The 17,408-nt window shown below is 67.0% G+C and carries 14 protein-coding genes; 7 read left to right on the plus strand and 7 right to left on the minus strand.

Features of this window, described 5'->3' with window-relative positions:
* The first annotated feature begins 63 nt into the window (after positions 1-63).
* On the plus strand, positions 64-783 hold the full coding sequence (locus tag ACZ48C_RS03635; RefSeq protein ID WP_464782216.1) for an SURF1 family protein: 720 nt from the start codon (positions 64-66) through the stop codon (positions 781-783).
* A 265-nt stretch (positions 784-1,048) separates the two neighbouring features.
* Here ACZ48C_RS03635 and ACZ48C_RS03640 read toward each other — a convergent pair whose 3' ends face one another.
* On the minus strand, positions 1,049-3,730 hold the full coding sequence (locus ACZ48C_RS03640) for an ATP-binding protein (RefSeq protein WP_464782217.1): 2,682 nt from the start codon (positions 3,728-3,730) through the stop codon (positions 1,049-1,051).
* Positions 3,731-3,959: 229 nt separating this feature from the next.
* Between ACZ48C_RS03640 and ACZ48C_RS03645 the strand changes: the two genes are divergently transcribed.
* On the plus strand, positions 3,960-4,733 hold the full coding sequence (locus ACZ48C_RS03645; protein WP_464782218.1) for an SDR family NAD(P)-dependent oxidoreductase: 774 nt from the start codon (positions 3,960-3,962) through the stop codon (positions 4,731-4,733).
* A gap of 10 nt (positions 4,734-4,743) precedes the next feature.
* Positions 4,744-5,493, plus strand: a complete 750-nt coding sequence (locus ACZ48C_RS03650) for an SDR family NAD(P)-dependent oxidoreductase (RefSeq protein WP_464782219.1) — start codon at positions 4,744-4,746, stop codon at positions 5,491-5,493.
* Here the strand turns inward: ACZ48C_RS03650 and ACZ48C_RS03655 are convergent.
* On the minus strand, positions 5,490-6,887 hold the full coding sequence (locus ACZ48C_RS03655) for an aminotransferase-like domain-containing protein (protein ID WP_464782220.1): 1,398 nt from the start codon (positions 6,885-6,887) through the stop codon (positions 5,490-5,492). The genes ACZ48C_RS03650 and ACZ48C_RS03655 overlap by 4 nt on opposite strands.
* 101 nt (positions 6,888-6,988) lie before the next feature.
* Here ACZ48C_RS03655 and ACZ48C_RS03660 point away from each other — a divergent pair, with 101 nt between their 5' ends.
* Positions 6,989-7,852: a DMT family transporter gene (locus tag ACZ48C_RS03660; RefSeq protein ID WP_318911163.1), complete on the plus strand. Its 864-nt coding sequence runs from the start codon at positions 6,989-6,991 to the stop codon at positions 7,850-7,852.
* A gap of 52 nt (positions 7,853-7,904) precedes the next feature.
* On the opposite strand, the gene ACZ48C_RS03665 is transcribed toward ACZ48C_RS03660, so the two are convergent.
* The 5 genes from ACZ48C_RS03665 to minC form a co-directional block, all read right to left on the minus strand.
* On the minus strand, positions 7,905-10,079 hold the full coding sequence (locus tag ACZ48C_RS03665; protein WP_464782221.1) for a right-handed parallel beta-helix repeat-containing protein: 2,175 nt from the start codon (positions 10,077-10,079) through the stop codon (positions 7,905-7,907).
* 271 nt (positions 10,080-10,350) lie between these two features.
* Positions 10,351-10,536, minus strand: a complete 186-nt coding sequence (locus ACZ48C_RS03670) for a hypothetical protein (protein WP_424547817.1) — start codon at positions 10,534-10,536, stop codon at positions 10,351-10,353.
* A 139-nt stretch (positions 10,537-10,675) separates the two neighbouring features.
* Positions 10,676-10,939 (minus strand): cell division topological specificity factor MinE, encoded by a 264-nt coding sequence (gene minE / locus ACZ48C_RS03675; RefSeq protein WP_119258150.1) that lies wholly within the window; start codon positions 10,937-10,939, stop codon positions 10,676-10,678.
* Positions 10,936-11,751: a septum site-determining protein MinD gene (minD, locus tag ACZ48C_RS03680; protein WP_119258151.1), complete on the minus strand. Its 816-nt coding sequence runs from the start codon at positions 11,749-11,751 to the stop codon at positions 10,936-10,938. The genes minE and minD overlap by 4 nt, the downstream gene beginning before the upstream one ends.
* Before the next feature lie 26 nt (positions 11,752-11,777).
* The gene (minC, locus tag ACZ48C_RS03685) at positions 11,778-12,521 is read right to left on the minus strand and encodes a septum site-determining protein MinC (protein ID WP_464782222.1); all 744 of its coding nucleotides are present in this window, start codon (positions 12,519-12,521) and stop codon (positions 11,778-11,780) included.
* Between the two features lie 521 nt (positions 12,522-13,042).
* Between minC and ACZ48C_RS03690 the strand changes: the two genes are divergently transcribed.
* The 3 genes from ACZ48C_RS03690 (at position 13,043) to ACZ48C_RS03700 (ending at position 17,408) form a co-directional block, all read left to right on the plus strand.
* Positions 13,043-14,164 carry an AI-2E family transporter gene (locus tag ACZ48C_RS03690; protein ID WP_119258153.1) on the plus strand — a complete coding sequence of 374 codons (1,122 nt, stop codon included), beginning with the start codon at positions 13,043-13,045 and terminating at the stop codon, positions 14,162-14,164.
* A 32-nt stretch (positions 14,165-14,196) separates the two neighbouring features.
* The gene (gene hdaA, locus ACZ48C_RS03695; protein WP_464782223.1) at positions 14,197-14,880 is read left to right on the plus strand and encodes a DnaA regulatory inactivator HdaA; all 684 of its coding nucleotides are present in this window, start codon (positions 14,197-14,199) and stop codon (positions 14,878-14,880) included.
* A 314-nt stretch (positions 14,881-15,194) separates the two neighbouring features.
* Positions 15,195-17,408, plus strand: a complete 2,214-nt coding sequence (locus ACZ48C_RS03700) for an RNA degradosome polyphosphate kinase (protein WP_464782224.1) — start codon at positions 15,195-15,197, stop codon at positions 17,406-17,408.

Raw genomic sequence — 17,408 nt, forward strand, 5'->3', positions numbered from 1 at the left:
ATCCAATCTCCCCCCTTGTGGGGGAGATGCCCGGCAGGGCAGAGGGGGGTGCGATAGCACCCGATGTCCGAACCGTCTTCCCGCGCCCGCTTCGTCCTCGCCGCCTTTCTCGTCCTGCTCGTCGCCGTCTTCCTCGCGCTCGGCACCTGGCAGGTGCAACGGCTCTTCTGGAAGCTCGACCTCATCGCCCGCGTCGAAAGCCGCATCCATGCCGATCCGGTCCCGGCGCCGGGACGGGCGGAATGGCCTTCGGTCGACAGGGAGAAGGACGAATACCGCCGCGTCACCGTGACCGGCCTCTTCCAACACGACAGGACGGTGCTGGTCCAGGCGGTGACCGAACGGGGCGCAGGCTTCTGGGTGGTGACGCCGCTCGTCCTTGTCGACGACTCGGCGATCCTGATCAATCGCGGCTTCGTGCCGGCGGACAGGAGCACGCCCGAGGCGCGGCTGGCGGGCGAAATCGCCGCCGGGCCGGTCGTGGTCACCGGGCTTTTGCGCATCACGGAGCCGGGCGGGGCGTTCCTGCGCTCCAACGATCCGGCGGCGGACCGCTGGTTCTCCCGCGACGTCGCGGCCATCGCGGCGGCAAAGGGCCTTGCCGATGTCGCGCCCTATTTCATCGATGCGGATGCGACGCCCAATCCGGGCGGGCTGCCCATCGGCGGCCTCACCGTCGTCGCCTTCCGCAACAGCCACCTCGTCTATGCATTGACCTGGTATGCGCTCGCCGCCATGAGCGCGGCGGCGGTCTGGCGGGTCTGGCGCAGGCGCGTGACATAGGCTGGAAAAAAAGAGCCCCGCACGAAGCGGGGCAGCGAGCGTCACGGTTGGCTCCCGGTGACGCGGGGAAGCTCGCGGGTCACGCGAGTGACCTCCCACTAGGAGTTTGCCCCCGCGCAGGGAAGGTCTGATTCCGCGAATCCGGTACGCTTGTGCAAAAAAATGCGCAAACGGCCGCGTCACCTCCCTGCGTCAGGACATTTCCGCTTTTCTCCGAGCCGCAAAACCGCCTCGCACTTTGCTGGAAATGCTCTCGGCCTCCGTGTCACTTCGCCTTGTCGGCCTTCTTTTCGCCGGCCGGGAAGCGCAGCGCGATGCGCGTGCCTCTCTTCTTCACGGCGGGGCTTTCCGCCTGGATCTTGCCGCCCATCGCCTCGGTGAAGCCGCGGGCGATGGAAAGGCCGAGGCCGGTGCCGGGCGCCCGCCCGTCCGGCTTGCCGCGGCGGTAGAATTTCTCGAAGATGCGGTCGAGTTCCGCAGGGGGAATGCCCTTGCCGAGATCGGTGACGGAGATCAGCACATCCCCGCCGTCGCGCCGCGCATAGACGTTGACCGGCTCCTCGCCGCCATATTTCACCGCATTGTCGAGCAGGTTGAAGAGCACCTGACCGAGCAGCACGCCGTCGCCCTCGATGGGCGGCAGGTCCGGCGCGATGCCCGTTTCGATCACCTTGCCGGGGAAATACTTGCGGGCCCGCTCGACGGCCGTCTGGACGACGTCGGCGACGTCGAGCCGGTCGCTCTTCGGCTTCAGCATGCCGGACTCGATGCGCGTCATGTCGAGAAGGTTCGAAACGAAGCCGCTCAGGCGGCCGCCTTCCTCCTCGATCAGGCGGAGGTCGCCGTCGCGCTCCTCGCGGGGCATCGTCTCGCACTGCTGGCGCAGGTTCGTCGCCACATCGACGATCGTCGCGAGCGGGGTGCGCAGGTCGTGCGAGATGGAGGCGAGCAGCGTCTCCCGGTAGCGCTCGCCCTCCAGCCTGGCGGCCTGTTCCACGCTCTCCTCCGAGAGGCGGGCACGGTCGAGGGCGATGGCGGTCTGGTCGAGGATGGCCGAAAGCGCCCGCTCGGCATTGAGGTCGAGCCGTTCCTCGGTCTGCTCGATGCCGCAGACGCCGACCAGCCCGTGCGGGCCCATCAGCGGGCGGAATTCGAAGCGGCTGTCCGGCAGCGTGCCGGTGCCGGCCCCGGCGGTCTCCTGCTTGTCGCGCGTCCAGCGCGCGGCGGTGAAGTCGGTGGTGTCGAGGTCGGTATCGGGCGGCCAGACGGCGGCGACCCTGAGGTCCCCCTTGTCGGGCAGCAGGAGCACGATGTTGCGCCGAAGGCTCGCCTGGAGCTGCGAGACCGCGACCCAGATCGCGTCGTCCGCCGTCGCGGTGGTCGAGAGCTTGCGCGAGAAGTCGTAGAGCGACTGCAACGCCGTGGCGCGCACCCGCGCCACCTCCGCCTGCTCCTTGATGCGCGAGGCGAAACCGCCGGCGATGATCGCGACGCAGAGGAAGACGACCAGCGCGAAGACCTCGTGCGGCGCGGTGATCGTGAAGGTGTGCAGCGGATCGATGAAGAGGAAGTTGTAGGCGAGCGCCGAGAGGATCGCCGCGATGAAGGCGGAGACATAGCCGCCCAGCACCGCCGAGCCGAGAACGGCGAGCAGGAAGAGCAGCGAGATGTTCGGCAATTCGGCGAAGACATAGACCAGCTTGCCCGCGACGGCGATGGCCGCGGTGAGGCCGATGGCGATGAGGGCCGGCTGGCGATAGGCGGCAAGCCCCGGCAGCGCCATGCGCCGTGGCGCGGGTGGCTTCTCGTCCTTTTCGGGCGTCACGAAATGAATGCCGATGCCGGCGGCCTTGCGCGACAGCGTGTCGGGAAGGGAGCGCGAGAGGAAGCGGGTCCAGCCGCGGTTGCGCTTGGCGCCGATCACGATCTGCGTCGCGTGCTCGCGGCGGGCGAGCTTGAGGATTTCCTCGACGAAATCGTTGCCGACCACCCGGCGCGTCTCCGCGCCGAGCTGCTCGGCGAGGCGGAACAGCGCTTCCATGCGCTGCAGCCGTTCCGTCGTTTCCTCCTCGCGGTCGGCCCGCTCGATGGAAACGACCAGCCACGGCGCGTTGAGCCCGGAGGCAAGGCGGCTCGCGACGCGCACCACCTTCTCGGAAAGCTCATCCGGGCCGACGCAGACGAGCAGCCGCTCGCCGGTGGCCCATGGCCCCTCGATGGCGTGCTGCTTGAGATAGTCGACCATCTGGTTGTCCACCCGGTCGGCCGTGCGGCGAAGGGCAAGCTCGCGCAGTGCCGTGAGGTTGCCGAGGCGGAAGAAGCGGTCGACGGCGCGGCTCGCATTTTCCGGCAGATAGACCTTGCCTTCCTTGAGGCGCTCGATCAGCTCGGTCGGCGGCAGGTCGACCAGAACGATCTCGTCGGCCTTCTTCAGCACGGTATCGGGAACGCGCTCGCGCACCGTGACGCCGGTGATCTGCGCGACGAGGTCGGCGAGGCTTTCGAGATGCTGGATGTTGAGCGACGTCCAGACATCGATGCCGGCCGCGATCAGCTCCTCGATGTCCTGATAACGCTTGGGATGCCGGCTGCCCTCGGGGTTGGAATGAGCAAGCTCGTCGACGAGGACGATGCGCGGATGGCGCGCAAGCGCCCCGTCGACGTCGAATGCCTGGCCGTCCTGCGCGCCTGCAAGGCGCGGCAGCACCTCCAGCCCGTCGAGAAGGGCCGCCGTCTCGCTGCGGCCGTGGGTTTCCGCCAGGCCCACGACGACGTCCACGCCTTCCGCCTTCAGGCGTCCCGCCCGCGTCAGCATGGCGTAGGTCTTGCCGACGCCCGGTGCGGCGCCGAGGAAAACGGTCAGTTTGCCCCGGCGATCACTGTCCGCCGCGGCAGGCGATGCGTCGGGATCCGGTCTGCGACTGTCGTCGCGGTCGATGTCCGTCATTCTCACTCTCGTGTTCGGCGCGGGAAAGGCGCCGGGTTGAGCTGTAGCACGTTCATCCGCGGCTCGCCGATGAATCCGAAAGGCGCCTTCTACACGCTTTTCGATGGGGCTTGCCATATCCGTTTCGCCGGATTGTGCGGGCGGCGCATCGCCCGATGCGAACTGCGCTGTTGACGCGCGCCGCGCGGGGCCTTCTTCTGGCCGCATATCGAATTGCGTGGGGGAATGCATGACCGACCAGAAACGAGTAGCGCTCATCGCCGGGGGAGCCGGCGGCATGGGAGCGGCCATCGCCGCGCGGCTTTCCGCCGACGGCTTCGCGGTCGCCATCGCCGATCTCGAATCGGAGCGCCTGACGGCGACGGTGGAGGCGCTGGGGGCCGGCGGCGGCGAGGCGCTCGCCGTGCCGCTCGACATCCGCAAGGTCGCCGGATGCACTGCTGCGGTCGAGGCCGTCATGGCCTGGCGCGGCCGGCTCGACGTGCTGGTCAATTCCGCCGGCGTCTGGCGCGAGGGCGAGGCGGTGACGATGACGGAGGCGGACTGGGACCTCGTTCTCGACGTCAACCTCAAGGGGGCGTTCTTCCTCATCCAGGCGGCGATCCCGCATCTGGAGAACGGCGCCTCCATCGTCAACATCGCCTCCGATGCCGGGCTGGTCGGCAACAACGGCGCGTCGATCTACTGCGCCTCCAAGGGCGGCCTCGTGCTGCTCACCAAGGCGCTCGCGCTGGAGCTCGCCCCGCGCCGGATCCGCGTCAACGCCGTCTGCCCCGGCGATGTGGCCACGCCCATGATCGAGTTCCAGGCCGAGCGCTATGGCGGGGGCGATCCGGACGGCTACAAGGCGAAGCTTCTGTCGAACTATCCGCAGCAGGCCGCGGCCCGCTTCATCCGGCCGGAGGAGATCGCCCGCATGGTCGCCTTCCTCTGCGAGAAGGATGCCGCCCCCGTCACCGGCGCGGCGCTCTCGATCGATTTCGGCGTGACCGCCGGCTACTGAGGAGAAGGACATGCAGCGCCAGACGGCAATCATCACCGGCGCGGGCGCCGAGGACGGCATCGGCCTTGCCTGCGCCCGCAGCCTTGCGGAAGAGGGCTTCCACGTCCATCTCGTCGCGATCGGCGAGCGGGTCCTCGCCCGCGCGGAGGAACTGCGCCGGGCGGGCTTTCCGGCGACGGGCCACCTCTGCGACCTGACCTCGAGGGCAGCGGTGGAAAGGCTCCGGCAGGAAACCGGCCCCGCTTCGGTGCTCGTCAACAATGCCGGCATGGGCAACCTTGCCCAGCCCGCCCTGCAGCGCGAATTCGTGCAGCTCGAGGAAGAGGACTGGGATCGCGGCATCACCGTCAGCCTCAAGACGGCCTTCCTTGCGACCCGCATCTACCTGCCGGACATGTTGGCGGACGGCTACGGCCGCGTGGTGAACGTCGCCTCCGTGACCGGCCCCTATGTCGCCAATCGCGGCGAGACGGCCTATTCCGCCGCCAAGGCCGGCATGGTCGGCATGACCCATGCGCTGGCGCTGGAGGCGGGGCCGCAGGGCGTCACCATCAATGCCGTCGCGCCGGGCTGGATCGACACCGGCGCCTCGACGGAAGAGGAGCGCCGCGCCGCAAGGGCAACGCCGCTCGGCCGGGCGGGACGGCCCGAGGAGGTCGCGGCCGCCGTCGCCTTCCTCGCCTCGCCGAAGGCGAGCTACATCAACGGCGCGGTCCTCGTCGTCGACGGCGGCAATATCCTGCAGGAGGCCAAAGGCTAGGCTGCATGCTTCATCGCCCGGGCGAGGACCTCGTAGACCCGCGGGTCCTGCATATGGGCGACATTGAAGCGCATGAAGCCGGCCGCGCTCTGCGAGATGCTGAAGACGTTGCCGGGGGCGAGGACCACGCCTTCGGCGACGGCGGCCTGCGCGACCAGCGCCGAATCCAGCCCGTCCGGCAGGCGGCACCAGAGGTTGAAACCGCCGCGCGGCAGGAGCCAGGGTTCGATGCCGAGCCGCTGCAGCCGCTCCACCGTCTCGCGCCGCACCCGCACCAGCCGGCGGCGCAGCTCCTCCATGTGCTTGCGATAGCCGCCGCCCGACAGCATGTGGGCGATGATCTCCGCGGAGATCGGGTTGGGCCCGCCGAAATTGGTGGCGATCTGGAGGTCGACCAGCCCCTCGATCCAGTCCGGCCGCGCCGCGATATAGCCGCAGCGCGCCGAGGCGGAGAGCGTCTTGGAATAGCTGCCGATGCGGATGACGCGGGAAAGCCCGTCGAGCGCGGCAAGCCGGGTCGAGGGCTCCGGCTCGAAATCGGCGACGATCTCGTCCTCCACGATGGCCATGTCGATCGCCCCGGCGGCGTTGAGGAGCCGGTGGGCGACCTGCGGCGAGAGCGTCGCGCCCGTCGGATTGTGGATGGCGGAATTGGTGATGTAGAGCCGCGGCCGCGCGGCGGCGAGCTGCGCCTCGAAGGCGGCGACATCGGGGCCCGAGGTCGTATAGGGCACCCCGACGACACTCACCTGATGGGCCTTCAGCAAAGCCTGGAAATTGAAATAGCAGGGATCGTCGACCAGCACGGTGTCGCCCGGCCGCAACAGGAAGCGGCAGATCAGGTCGAGCGCCTGCGTGCCCGTATTGGTCAGCATCAGGTGGTCCGGTCCCGCCGCGATGCCGTCTTCGGTGAGGCGGCCGAGCAGCAGGCGGCGCAGCGCCGGCGAGCCGCGCGTGCTGCCGTAATAGGCGAGGAAGTCGCTGTCGCTGCGCGCAAGGCTGCGGATGGCGCGGCGCAGCGCCGCGTCCGGCATCCAGTCGGAAGGCAGCCAGCCGCAGCCCGGCTTGAGCACCGCTTCGCCCGCATCGAGCGCCTGCCGGGAGACCCAGAAGGGATCCACCGCCCGCGCCTTCGGGGTTTCCGCCGAAAGTTTCAGCGGCGGCTGGGCGCTGCTCGCGACATAGAAGCCCGAACCCCGCTGCGCCCGGATCAGCCCTTCCGCCGCGAGGCGGTCATAGGCCTCGACGACCGTCGAGGGCGAGACGCCCATCGTCGCGGCGAAGCGCCGGATCGAGGGAAGCCGGTCGCCCGGGGCGAGGGCGCGGCCGGCAATGCGGCCGCGGATCGCCGCCATGACGTCGAGGGTCCGGCTGCCGGCGGAAAGTTCGGTCATTGTATGGCTCTCCATACCAATACAGTTTGCCATAATTGTACGGTTTTGTTCCTGCCGCCGCCAGTCCCCGCGATGTATCGAGAGGGCGAATGCGAGGTATCATGAAAACAGCGACGGACGGTTGGGGCAGCGGGCTGCTCGGGGTCATCATCTTCAGCGGATCGCTGCCGGCGACGCGCATCGCGGTATCCGGCTTTTCGCCGATCTTCCTGACATCGGCGCGGGCGGTCATCGCCGCGCTGCTCGGCGGCGCGCTGCTCTTCGTGCTTCGCCAGCCGAAGCCGTCGCGGGACGATCTCTTCTCGCTCGTCATCATCGCGCTCGGCGTCGTCGTCGGCTTTCCGCTGCTGACGGCGATTGCGCTGCAATATATCACCTCGGCGCATTCGATCGTCTTCATCGGCCTCCTGCCGCTCTCCACCGCCGTTTTCGGCGTGCTGCGCGGCGGGGAGCGGCCGAAGCCGCTCTTCTGGCTGTTTTCCATTCTCGGCAGCGCGACGGTGGTGGGCTTCGCGCTCAATTCCGGCGCGGAGGTCTCGCTTGTCGGCGACCTGCTGATGGTCGCCGCCGTCGTCGTCTGCGGCCTCGGCTATGCGGAGGGCGCGGCGCTGTCGCGCCGGCTGGGCGGCTGGCAGGTCATCTCCTGGGCGCTGGTGCTGTCGCTGCCGGTGATGGTGGTGATCGGGCTCTTCCGGCTTCCCGAAAGCTGGGCCGGCATTGCCGGCGATGCCTGGGCGGGGCTCGCCTATGTCTCGGTCTTCAGCATGCTGATCGGCTTCATCTTCTGGTATCGCGGCCTTGCCCTCGGCGGCATCGCGGCGGTCGGCCAGTTGCAGCTTCTGCAACCCTTCTTCGGCCTGCTCCTCGCCGCCGGCCTGCTACACGAGAAGGTGAGCCCGCTGATGGTCTTCACGACGCTCGCCATCGTGCTCTGCGTGGCCGGCGCGCGAAAGTTCGCCCGCTAGCATGGGCATTGCCATCCCCGCGGCCGGAGCCGCGGGGATGGCGTCATCGGCTTCAGCCGCAACGGGCGGCGAAGGTGGCGGGGCCGATCTCCTTGCCGTTCACGATGAAGACCGAGCCGCCGGGCTGGTCGATCGAGCCGCTGAGGCCGCCGCTCCATGACGGATCGGATTTGCAATCGCGCGGGGTGTTCCTGACGGTGACGCTGCCGGAAAGGTCTTCCGTCGGCCCCATGAAGTAGAGGCCCGCCGTCCTGGCGTTGTCGATCACCACATTCTCGAAGGTGATGTCGGAGACCGGACCGCCCATGAAGCCCCACTCGTCGCCATAGAGGAACATGCCGTAGGTGCCGGCATTGGTGATCGTCACGTTCTTCAGGTCGATGCCGGAGACCGGGTTGAAGAAGATGCCGGCATTGGTGGTGCCGTCGATCTTCAGGCCGTCCACGCTGACATTCGTCGTCTGCGCCTCGTCCGGCAGCGTGGAGGCGGTGACGAGCATCAGGCCGTTGATGCCGCCCTTCAGCGACATGTCGGTGATCCGGACATTCGACGTGCCCTGCAGAACGACGAGGTCCATGTCGCGGTCCTGCTTCGTGTTGTCGATCGTCACCCTGTTCATGGTCACGTCGTCGGCCGCGACGAGGAGGATGCCCTCGCGGCGCGAGCGGGTGATCGTCACATTGTCGATCGTGATGTTGCTGGCAAGGTCGGTGATCACCGGCGGCCAGCCGCTGTCGTCGATCGCGCTGCCGGCGAAGATGCCGTATGTGACGTTGTCGATCGCCGTGTCGCGGACCGTGAGGTTCTTCGTGCCATGGGCGCTGATCGCGGCAAAGGGTGCGCGGTTCGGGTCGCCGACGGCGAATTCGCAGGTCGTGTTGTTGGTGCAGATGTAAAGGTCGTGGATGGCGCTGTTCTCGATCACCGCGCCGTCGACGCGTGTCAGGCGGATGCCGTCCTGCGCGGTTCCCGAAACGTCGACCCGGTGGATGGTGAGGCCGGCCGTGCCGGTGCTGCCGATGCCGGCAAGCCCGCCGGTGACCGAAAGCGTGGAGAGCATGCTGTTCGAGGCCATCGTCACGACGTCCTGCGCCGGATCGTAGCCGGTCAGCGTCGTCGCCGCCCCGCTATTGGTGAAGATGCCGCCGCTCCGGCTCGAAGCGCCGCGCAGCGCCAGCGTTCCCCCACCGCCGAGCAGGGCCTGGCCCTCGCCGAGCATCAGCGAGCCGTCGAGGCCGATATTGCCGTCCGCCAGCACCAGCGCGCCGGTTCCTGCGCCGGCGAGAAGCGCGTTGATGGCCGCGGCATCGCCGCTCGCGCCGGAAATGTTCAGCACGGTATCGACGGTCTGCCCGTTGAAGACGAAGACGGCGTCTTCCAGCGCGCCGCTCGCGGCGACCTCGGTGCGGATGCCCGCATTGCGCCGCACGGCCTGCGTCATGGGGTCGAACGGATCGACCGCTTCGCCCGCCGGCGCGCCGAACGGAATGCGAAGCCGCGCCATCACGCCGCCGGTCAGCTTGTCCTCGTTGTCGTAGGCGGCGCTTGCGCCGAAGGCGAGCGTCGAGCCGGAAGGAAGGCCGGCGACATTGGCGATGGTGAGTTCCGCGCGCAGCTTGGCGCCGAACATGTCGCTGACATTGCGGCCGTCGTACCAGTAGCTTCCGGCGAAGAGCTTCAGCTCGGCGTTTCCGTCCGGCGAGATGCCGGGAACCTTGACGCCGACTTCGGCATCCGCGCCCGTGCGGCCTTCCTCGCGCCCGGCGCGGAACTTCAGCGCGCCGTTGCTGATCACGCCTCGGCCAGCTCCGTCCGCCGCCTTGCTGCCGTGCTGCGGCAGGTAGATGTTGGCGCGGGTCTCGAAGACCGGGCCGAGCGCCTCGGCGCCGAAGGAGAGCTGGTGGAAATCGTTGCCGTAGCTGGAGCTGAGATAGTCGTAATAGCCGTAGACGCCGAACGTCCACTGGCCCGGCGTCCCGAAGCGGTAGCCCGCGCCGAGCGAACCCTGCCGGATGCCGCCTTCGACGAAAGCGCCGCTGAGATCGAGGAAGAACGCCTGGCCATCGTCGCGGCGGAACGGCAGCATGATGCCGAGATTGCCCGCCGCCTCGCCCCCGAGCCAACGGCCTTCGAATTCGGTGAAGCCACGAATATCGGTGGCATGGGCATGCGCGACCCCCACGGCCACCGCTGCTAGCGGCCCGGCTAACCCTTTAACAATGTTCATAAATATCTCCAATTCGACAATCCGCAGCGCGGATGCGATCGGCGATATTATTCATGAGTTAAAGAGTCAACTTTTAAAATATCAAGGCCCGGACGGCATTGACCGCCGCACGGTCCGCCGGTGCCGGAAAGGATTTGGGAGGAGGGGTGCGAAAGGTTGAAAAACCAATCGTTAACCATGTCGCAAAAAGGACGACCGCCCTTCCTGCCGGAAAGGGCGGTCGTTCAAAGGCGACAAAATGGCGCAGTTGCGACATCTGCCCCGCAGGGGCTCAGTTCGCCCTTGCGGGCGGCTCTTCGGGCGGGACCATGACGCCCGCCGCCTGCTCGCAGACTTCCACATGTCGTTCCAGCGCCTGGTTGGAGAGGATGGCGCTGATGGTGGTGATGTCACGTCCCTGGTATTTGGGCATCCGTTGGACTGCCTTCAGTCTTTCCAGAAGCGCGAAACGGGTCATGACATTCTCCTTGAACTTGGATGTTGAAAATGGGGTATCGGCCCCCAATGGAGGCCGGTGGCGAGGTCGCTGTCCTTCGATGGTGCGGGATCGGTGCCCGGCATCCGCCAGATGCACGGGCGCGAGGGGAGGGCGGCCGTTAGGCCGCCTTCTTGGTGGGATCGAATGGGATCTCGATGTCGACGGCAAGCGTGGAGACCTGCGCGCCGCGTTCCATCTTGATGGAAACCTTCTCGTCGTCGACCTGCATGTGCTTGGAAATCGCCTTCAGGATTTCGTCGCGCAGCTTGTTGACGAGATCCGAGTCGCCGGTGGAGGCCCGCTCGTGGGCGAGCAGCACCTGCAGGCGCTCGCGCGCTGCGGGGGCCGACTGGCCGCGGGAGAAGAAACGGAACGGGTTCATGCCGCTTTCCTTCCGAAGATCTTGCCGAGGAAGCTGCGCTTGTCGCCGGGGATGGTGACGGGCAGGGTCTCGCCCTTGAGGCGGCGGGTCGCTTCGAAATAGGCGAGCGCCGGGGCGCTGCGGCCATCGGCGAGCGTCACGGGGGCGCCGACGTTCGACGCGCGCAGCACGTCCATGCTTTCCGGGATGATGCCGAGCAGCGGGATGGAGAGGATTTCCAGCACGTCGTCGACCTTCAGCATGTCGCCGCGCTCGGCACGCACGGCGTCGTAGCGGGTCAGCAGCAGGTGCTTTTCGATGCGCTCGCCGTTCTCCGCCTTCAGCGTCTTGGAATCGAGAAGGCCGATGATGCGGTCCGAGTCGCGGACGGACGAGACTTCCGGATTGGTGACGACGATGGCGACGTCGGCATGGCGCATGGCGAGCGTCGCGCCGCGCTCGATGCCGGCGGGGCTGTCGCAGATCACCCAGTCGAAGGCGTTCTTGAGGGCCGCGATAACCTTTTCGACGCCTTCCGGCGTCAGGTTGTCCTTGTCGCGGGTCTGCGAGGCCGGCAGCAGATAGAGCGATTCCAGGCGCTTGTCGCGGATCAGCGCCTGCGTCAGCTTGGCCTCGCCCTGGATGACGTTGACGAGATCGTAGACGACGCGGCGCTCGGCGCCCATCACGAGGTCGAGATTGCGCAGGCCGACGTCGAAGTCCACGACGACGACCTTCTCGCCGTTCTGCGCCAGCGCGGCGCCGAGGGCCGCCGACGACGTCGTCTTGCCGACGCCGCCCTTGCCCGATGTGACAACGATTACCTTGCCCATATGTCTCTCCAGTCCATTGGATTTCGTCAGCCGAGTGTCGCGGCCTTGATTGTTTCGCCTTCCAGCCAGACCTGCCCGGGCTTGCCCCGCAGCTCCGGCTCCATGTCGTCCGCCGTCTTGTAGAACCCGTCGATGGCGATCAGCTCGGCCTCGAGCTTGCGGCAGAAGATGCGCGCCGAGGCGTTGCCGGTGGACCCCGCCAGCGCCCGGCCGCGCAGGGGGCCGTAGACGTGGATGGAGCCGCCCGCGACGATCTCCGCCCCGGAGGCCACCGAGCCGATGATGGTGACGTCCCCCTCCGGGAAGAAGATCGACTGGCCCGACCGCACCGGCCGCGAGACGACCAGCGACGGCGTCGTCTGGACTGGCGTCGCGGCGACAGGCGCAACATTCCTGACCGGCTCTGCCGCTTCCACGGGCTCCGCAGAGGTCTTTTCCGGCGCCTCGATATCGGCTGCCGGGCGTCCGTCGGTCATGGCCGGCGGCATGTCGGGGCCGAGCAGCGAGGAGCGCGCGCCCTCGATGCCCATGACGCGCACATTGCGCGCATTGAGTTGGTCGACCAGCTCGCGCAGCTCCGCCCGGTCGATATCCAGTCCCTCGACGTCCAGCACCACCGGCCGGCGAAGGAAGAAGCCGGCCGAACGGGCGGCGAGGTCGTCGAGCCGCCGCAGCCAGTCCGCAAAGGGCAGCTCCGGGGTCAGCGCAAGCGCAAGGAAGGACCGCCCCTTGAGGCGGATCGGCCGGGGTTGAGTTAACACGTCAGTCATCTTGGTTAATTTTCGGTAGCTCCGGTGTAGCGGTGAAATGGTTAACAAAAGGTTAATTTGCAGGTCAGGCTGGCGCGAGGCATGCCTTCCCGGCGGCGCGGGCGGGAATATCGCGGGCGAAGGAAACGTGGAGGTAGACGTGCCATATTCTTCGCGCCCGGTGCGGGTGGAAAAGGGGCTTTGCAAGGGGTTTGGGGGCGGCTGATTCGATCTTCGGGTCGGGCCGTTGCAGGGAGCATGGCTCTTCAGGCGTGCTCGCAGGCGGCCGGGCTGTCATATGGGAGGAGGGCAACGTCGCATTCCATATGAGATGGCCATGCGGCTGGAAGCGTGCCGCCGCCCATGTGGAAACGGGGGAAAACGGCCCGGCCCGTTTTCCTTCAGGAAAAGCCGCAGGCAGGCCGAATAAGCGACTTCCCGCACGAAAACGCAGCATCCCCCTTGCCCGCCGAGCCTTGACCTTTCTCGGGCCCGCATCCTATCTCGTCTCCAGACAGTGGCGGAACACGGGATAAAGCACGATGGCAGCCCATATCAGCGGCGCGGGACTGAAGCGGCAGGCGGTGTTCTGGCTCATCGCGCTCGTTTGCTTCGTCCTCTTCCTGCTCGTCTTTTCCGATATCCTGCTGCCCTTCATCGCCGGCATGGCGCTCGCCTATTTCCTCGATCCGGTGGCGGACCGGCTGGAGCGCATCGGCCTGTCCCGCATGATGGCGACAGTGGTGATCCTCATCACCTTCGTCGTGCTCTTCGCGCTGTCGCTGATGATCGTCATCCCGCTGCTGGCGACCCAGGCCGCCGATTTCCTCGAAAAGCTGCCGGGCTACGTCACGCAGCTCCAGGAGCTGGTGGCGAGCTTCAATCCCGACCTCCTGCCCAAATGGATCAGCAGCCAGATGGGCACGATCAAGCAGAGCTTCTCCTCGATCCTCGCCGAGGGCGCGGGCTTCCTGGGCACGGTGTTCAAGCAGCTCTGGAATTCCGGCATGGCGCTGGTCAACATCGTCTCGCTGCTGGTCGTCACCCCCGTCGTCGCCTTCTATCTCCTGCTCGACTGGGACCGCATGATCGCCAAAGTGGATAGCTGGGTGCCGCGCGACTATGTCGACAATGTCCGCCAGATCGCGTCCGAGATGGATGCGGCGATCGCCGGCTTCGTGCGCGGGCAGGGCTCCATCTGCATCATCCTCGGCCTTTACTACGGTATCGGCCTTTCCTTCGCCGGCCTCAATTTTGGCCTGCTGATCGGCCTCTTCGCCGGCCTCATCAGCTTCATTCCCTATGTCGGCTCGCTGGTCGGGCTGGTGCTCGCCATCGGCGTCGCCGTCGTGCAGTTCTGGCCGGATTACTGGATGGTCGTGCTCGTCGCCGTCATCTTCTTCTCCGGCCAGTTCATCGAGGGCAACATCCTCCAGCCGAAGCTGGTCGGCTCGCGCGTCGGGCTGCATCCGGTGTGGCTGATGTTCGCGCTCGTCGCCTTCGGCGCGCTCTTCGGCTTCGTCGGGCTGATGATCGCGGTGCCGGCGGCGGCCGCGGTGGGCGTGCTTGTCCGCTTCGGCCTCAGGCGTTACCTTGACAGCGACCTCTATTACGGCAGCAGCAAGCCCATCCTTCTCGAAGAGAGCACGCCGGAAGACGAGTAGACGGCAAGAGTTCAGAGTACCGAGTAATGTCCATGACGTCGCGCAAGACAGCCGAACAGTTGCCGCTGGCCTTCGGGCACGATCCCGCGACGGGCCGCGACGACCTGCTCGTCGCCGAGCCCGTCGATGCGGCGGTGGCGATGATCGACGCCTGGCCGCATTGGCCGGCGCCCGTCGTCATCATCGCCGGGCCGATCGGCTCGGGCAAGTCGCACCTTGCCGCGATCTGGCGCGAGAAGGCCGGCGCGGCGCTGATCGAGGCCGAGCCGGGCAGGGGGGCGGAAGCGGCGGCCGAGCACGGCCCCGTGCTCATCGAGGATGCCGACCGCAAGGGCTTCGACGACCGCACGCTCTTCCACGTCATCAACAATGTGCGCCAGCACGGCCACACGCTGCTCATCACCAGCCGGCTCTGGCCGATGTCCTGGCCGGTCGACCTGCCGGACCTGCGCTCGCGCCTCAAGGCGGCGACGGTGGTGGAGATCGGCGAGCCGGACGACGAACTGCTCTCCCAGGTCATCGTCAAGCTCTTCGCCGACCGCCAGCTCTTCGTCGACGAGAAGCTGGTGGCCTATATCGTCGCGCGCATGGAGCGCTCGCTGGAGGCCGCGCAGACGCTGGTGGAACGGCTCGACCGCCTCGCGCTCGCCCGCGGCAGCCGCATCACGCGGGCGCTGGCGCAGGAGGTGCTGGGGGAAATGGTGGGCGGGGACTAGGGGCGGACTACCCCCCCTCTGCCCTGCCGGGCATCTCCCCCACAAGGGGGGAGATTGGATGGGGCAGCGTCTCGCCCGTCTTTAACGGTACCGATGAAGCACGGCTCTCGCCTCTTGCCGATCTCCCCCCTTGTGGGGGAGATGCCCGGCAGGGCAGAGGGGGGTGCCACACACGATTGTCCCCCGAATTCCACCGCCCCCGATTGACTGTCACAGTTCTGTCGTCAAACTGCGCTAAGCGCTTCGTGGAAAAGCATAAATCCTTTCCCGTTCGAAGCTGCGTCGAACAGGTGGCCAACCGGGCGGAACATCCAATGGATACAGCGACTTCCGATCTTTCTCAGGAAAAGCCCGCCGAGGGCGCGCGCCCCGATGGCGCTTCCGTCGATATCGAAGCGCTGATGGCGAGCCCCGAGCGCTTCATCAACCGTGAATTCTCCTGGCTCCAGTTCAACCGCCGCGTCCTCGAGGAGACGCTGAACACCGCCCATCCGCTGCTGGAGCGCGTGCGGTTCCTCTCCATCTCGGCCGCCAATCTCGACGAGTTCTTCATGGTGCGCGTCGCCGGCCTTGAAGGGCAGGTGCGCCAGGGCGTCGGCATCCGCAGCCCGGACGGCAAGACCTCGGCCGAGCAGCTCGACGACATCCTCAAGGAGATCGACAATCTCCAGATGGAGCAGCAGGCCTCGCTCGCCGTGCTCCAGCAATATCTCGCCAAGGAAGACATCCTCATCGTCCGCCCGACGGCGCTTTCCAGCGACGACCGGGTCTGGCTGCAGCAGGAATTCATCCAGTCGATCTTCCCGGTGCTGACGCCGCTTTCCATCGACCCGGCGCACCCGTTCCCCTTCATCCCCAACCTCGGCTTCTCCATCGGCCTCCAGCTCGAAAGCACGATGGGCAAGGAGCCGATGACGGCGCTGCTACGCCTGCCCGTCGCGCTCGACCGCTTCATCCGCCTGCCGGACGCCGGCGGCGCGATCCGCTACATCACGCTGGAGGATGCCGTCGGCCTCTTCATCGGCAAGCTCTTCCCGGGCTATATCGTGCGCGGCTCGGGTACGTTCCGCATCATCCGCGACAGCGATATCGAAGTGGAGGAAGAGGCGGAAGACCTCGTGCGCTTCTTCGAGACGGCGCTGAAGCGCCGCCGCCGCGGCTCGGTGATCCGCATCGAGACCGACTCGGAAATGCCGGAATCGCTGCGCCGCTTCGTGGTCGGCGAGCTGAACGTGCCGGACAACCGCGTCGCGGTCCTGCCGGGCCTGCTCGCCCTCAACACGCTGTCGGAGATCGCCAAGGCGCCGCGCGACGACCTGAGGTTCGAGCCCTACAATGCCCGATTTCCCGAACGTGTCCGAGAGCACGCCGGAGACTGCCTCGCCGCCATCCGCGAAAAGGACATGGTCGTCCACCACCCCTACGAAAGCTTCGACGTGGTGGTCCAGTTCCTTCTCCAGGCTGCGCGCGATCCTGACGTCCTGGCGATAAAGCAGACGCTCTACCGCACCTCCAACGACAGCCCCATCGTGCGCGCGCTGATCGACGCCGCCGAGGCCGGCAAGTCCGTGACGGCGCTGGTGGAGCTGAAGGCCCGCTTCGACGAAGAGGCCAACATCCGCTGGGCGCGCGACCTCGAGCGTGCCGGCGTGCAGGTCGTCTTCGGCTTCATCGAACTGAAGACCCATGCCAAGATGTCGATGGTCGTGCGCCGCGAGGAAGGCAAGCTGCGCACCTATTGCCACCTCGGCACGGGCAACTACCATCCGGTCACGGCGAAGATCTATACGGACCTGTCCTTCTTCACCTGCAACCCGACCATCGCCAGCGACATGGCGAACATCTTCAACTTCATCACCGGCTATGGCGAGCCGGAGGCCGGCATGAAACTCGCCTTCTCGCCCTATACGCTGCGCCCGCGCATCCTGCGTCACATCGACGAGGAGATCGCGCATGCGAAGAACGGTGCGCCGGCCGCGATCTGGATGAAGATGAACTCGCTGGTCGATCCCGACATCATCGATGCGCTCTACCGCGCCAGCCAGGCGGGCGTGGAGGTGGACCTCGTCGTGCGCGGCATATGCTGCCTGCGCCCGCAGGTTCCGGGGCTTTCCGACAATATCCGCGTCAAGTCCATCGTCGGCCGCTTCCTCGAACATTCCCGCATCTTCTGCTTCGGCAACGGCCACGGGCTTCCATCGGACAAGGCGCTGGTCTATATAGGCTCGGCGGACATGATGCCGCGCAACCTGGACCGGCGGGTCGAGACACTCGTGCCTCTGATCAACCGGACGGTGCATGAGCAGGTCCTCTCGCAGATCATGCTGGGCAATCTGATCGATAACCAGCAGAGCTACGAGATCCTTGCGGACGGAACGTCCCGGCGCATGGAAGTGCAGCCCGGCGCCGAGCCGTTCAACGCTCAGCACTACTTCATGACCAACCCCAGCCTGTCCGGCCGGGGTGAAGCCCTGAAGTCCTCCGCACCGAAGGCGATCGCGGGCTGGCAAGGCCGGCGCAAGAAGTAA

The organism is Shinella sp. 1A1, assembly GCF_055379515.1.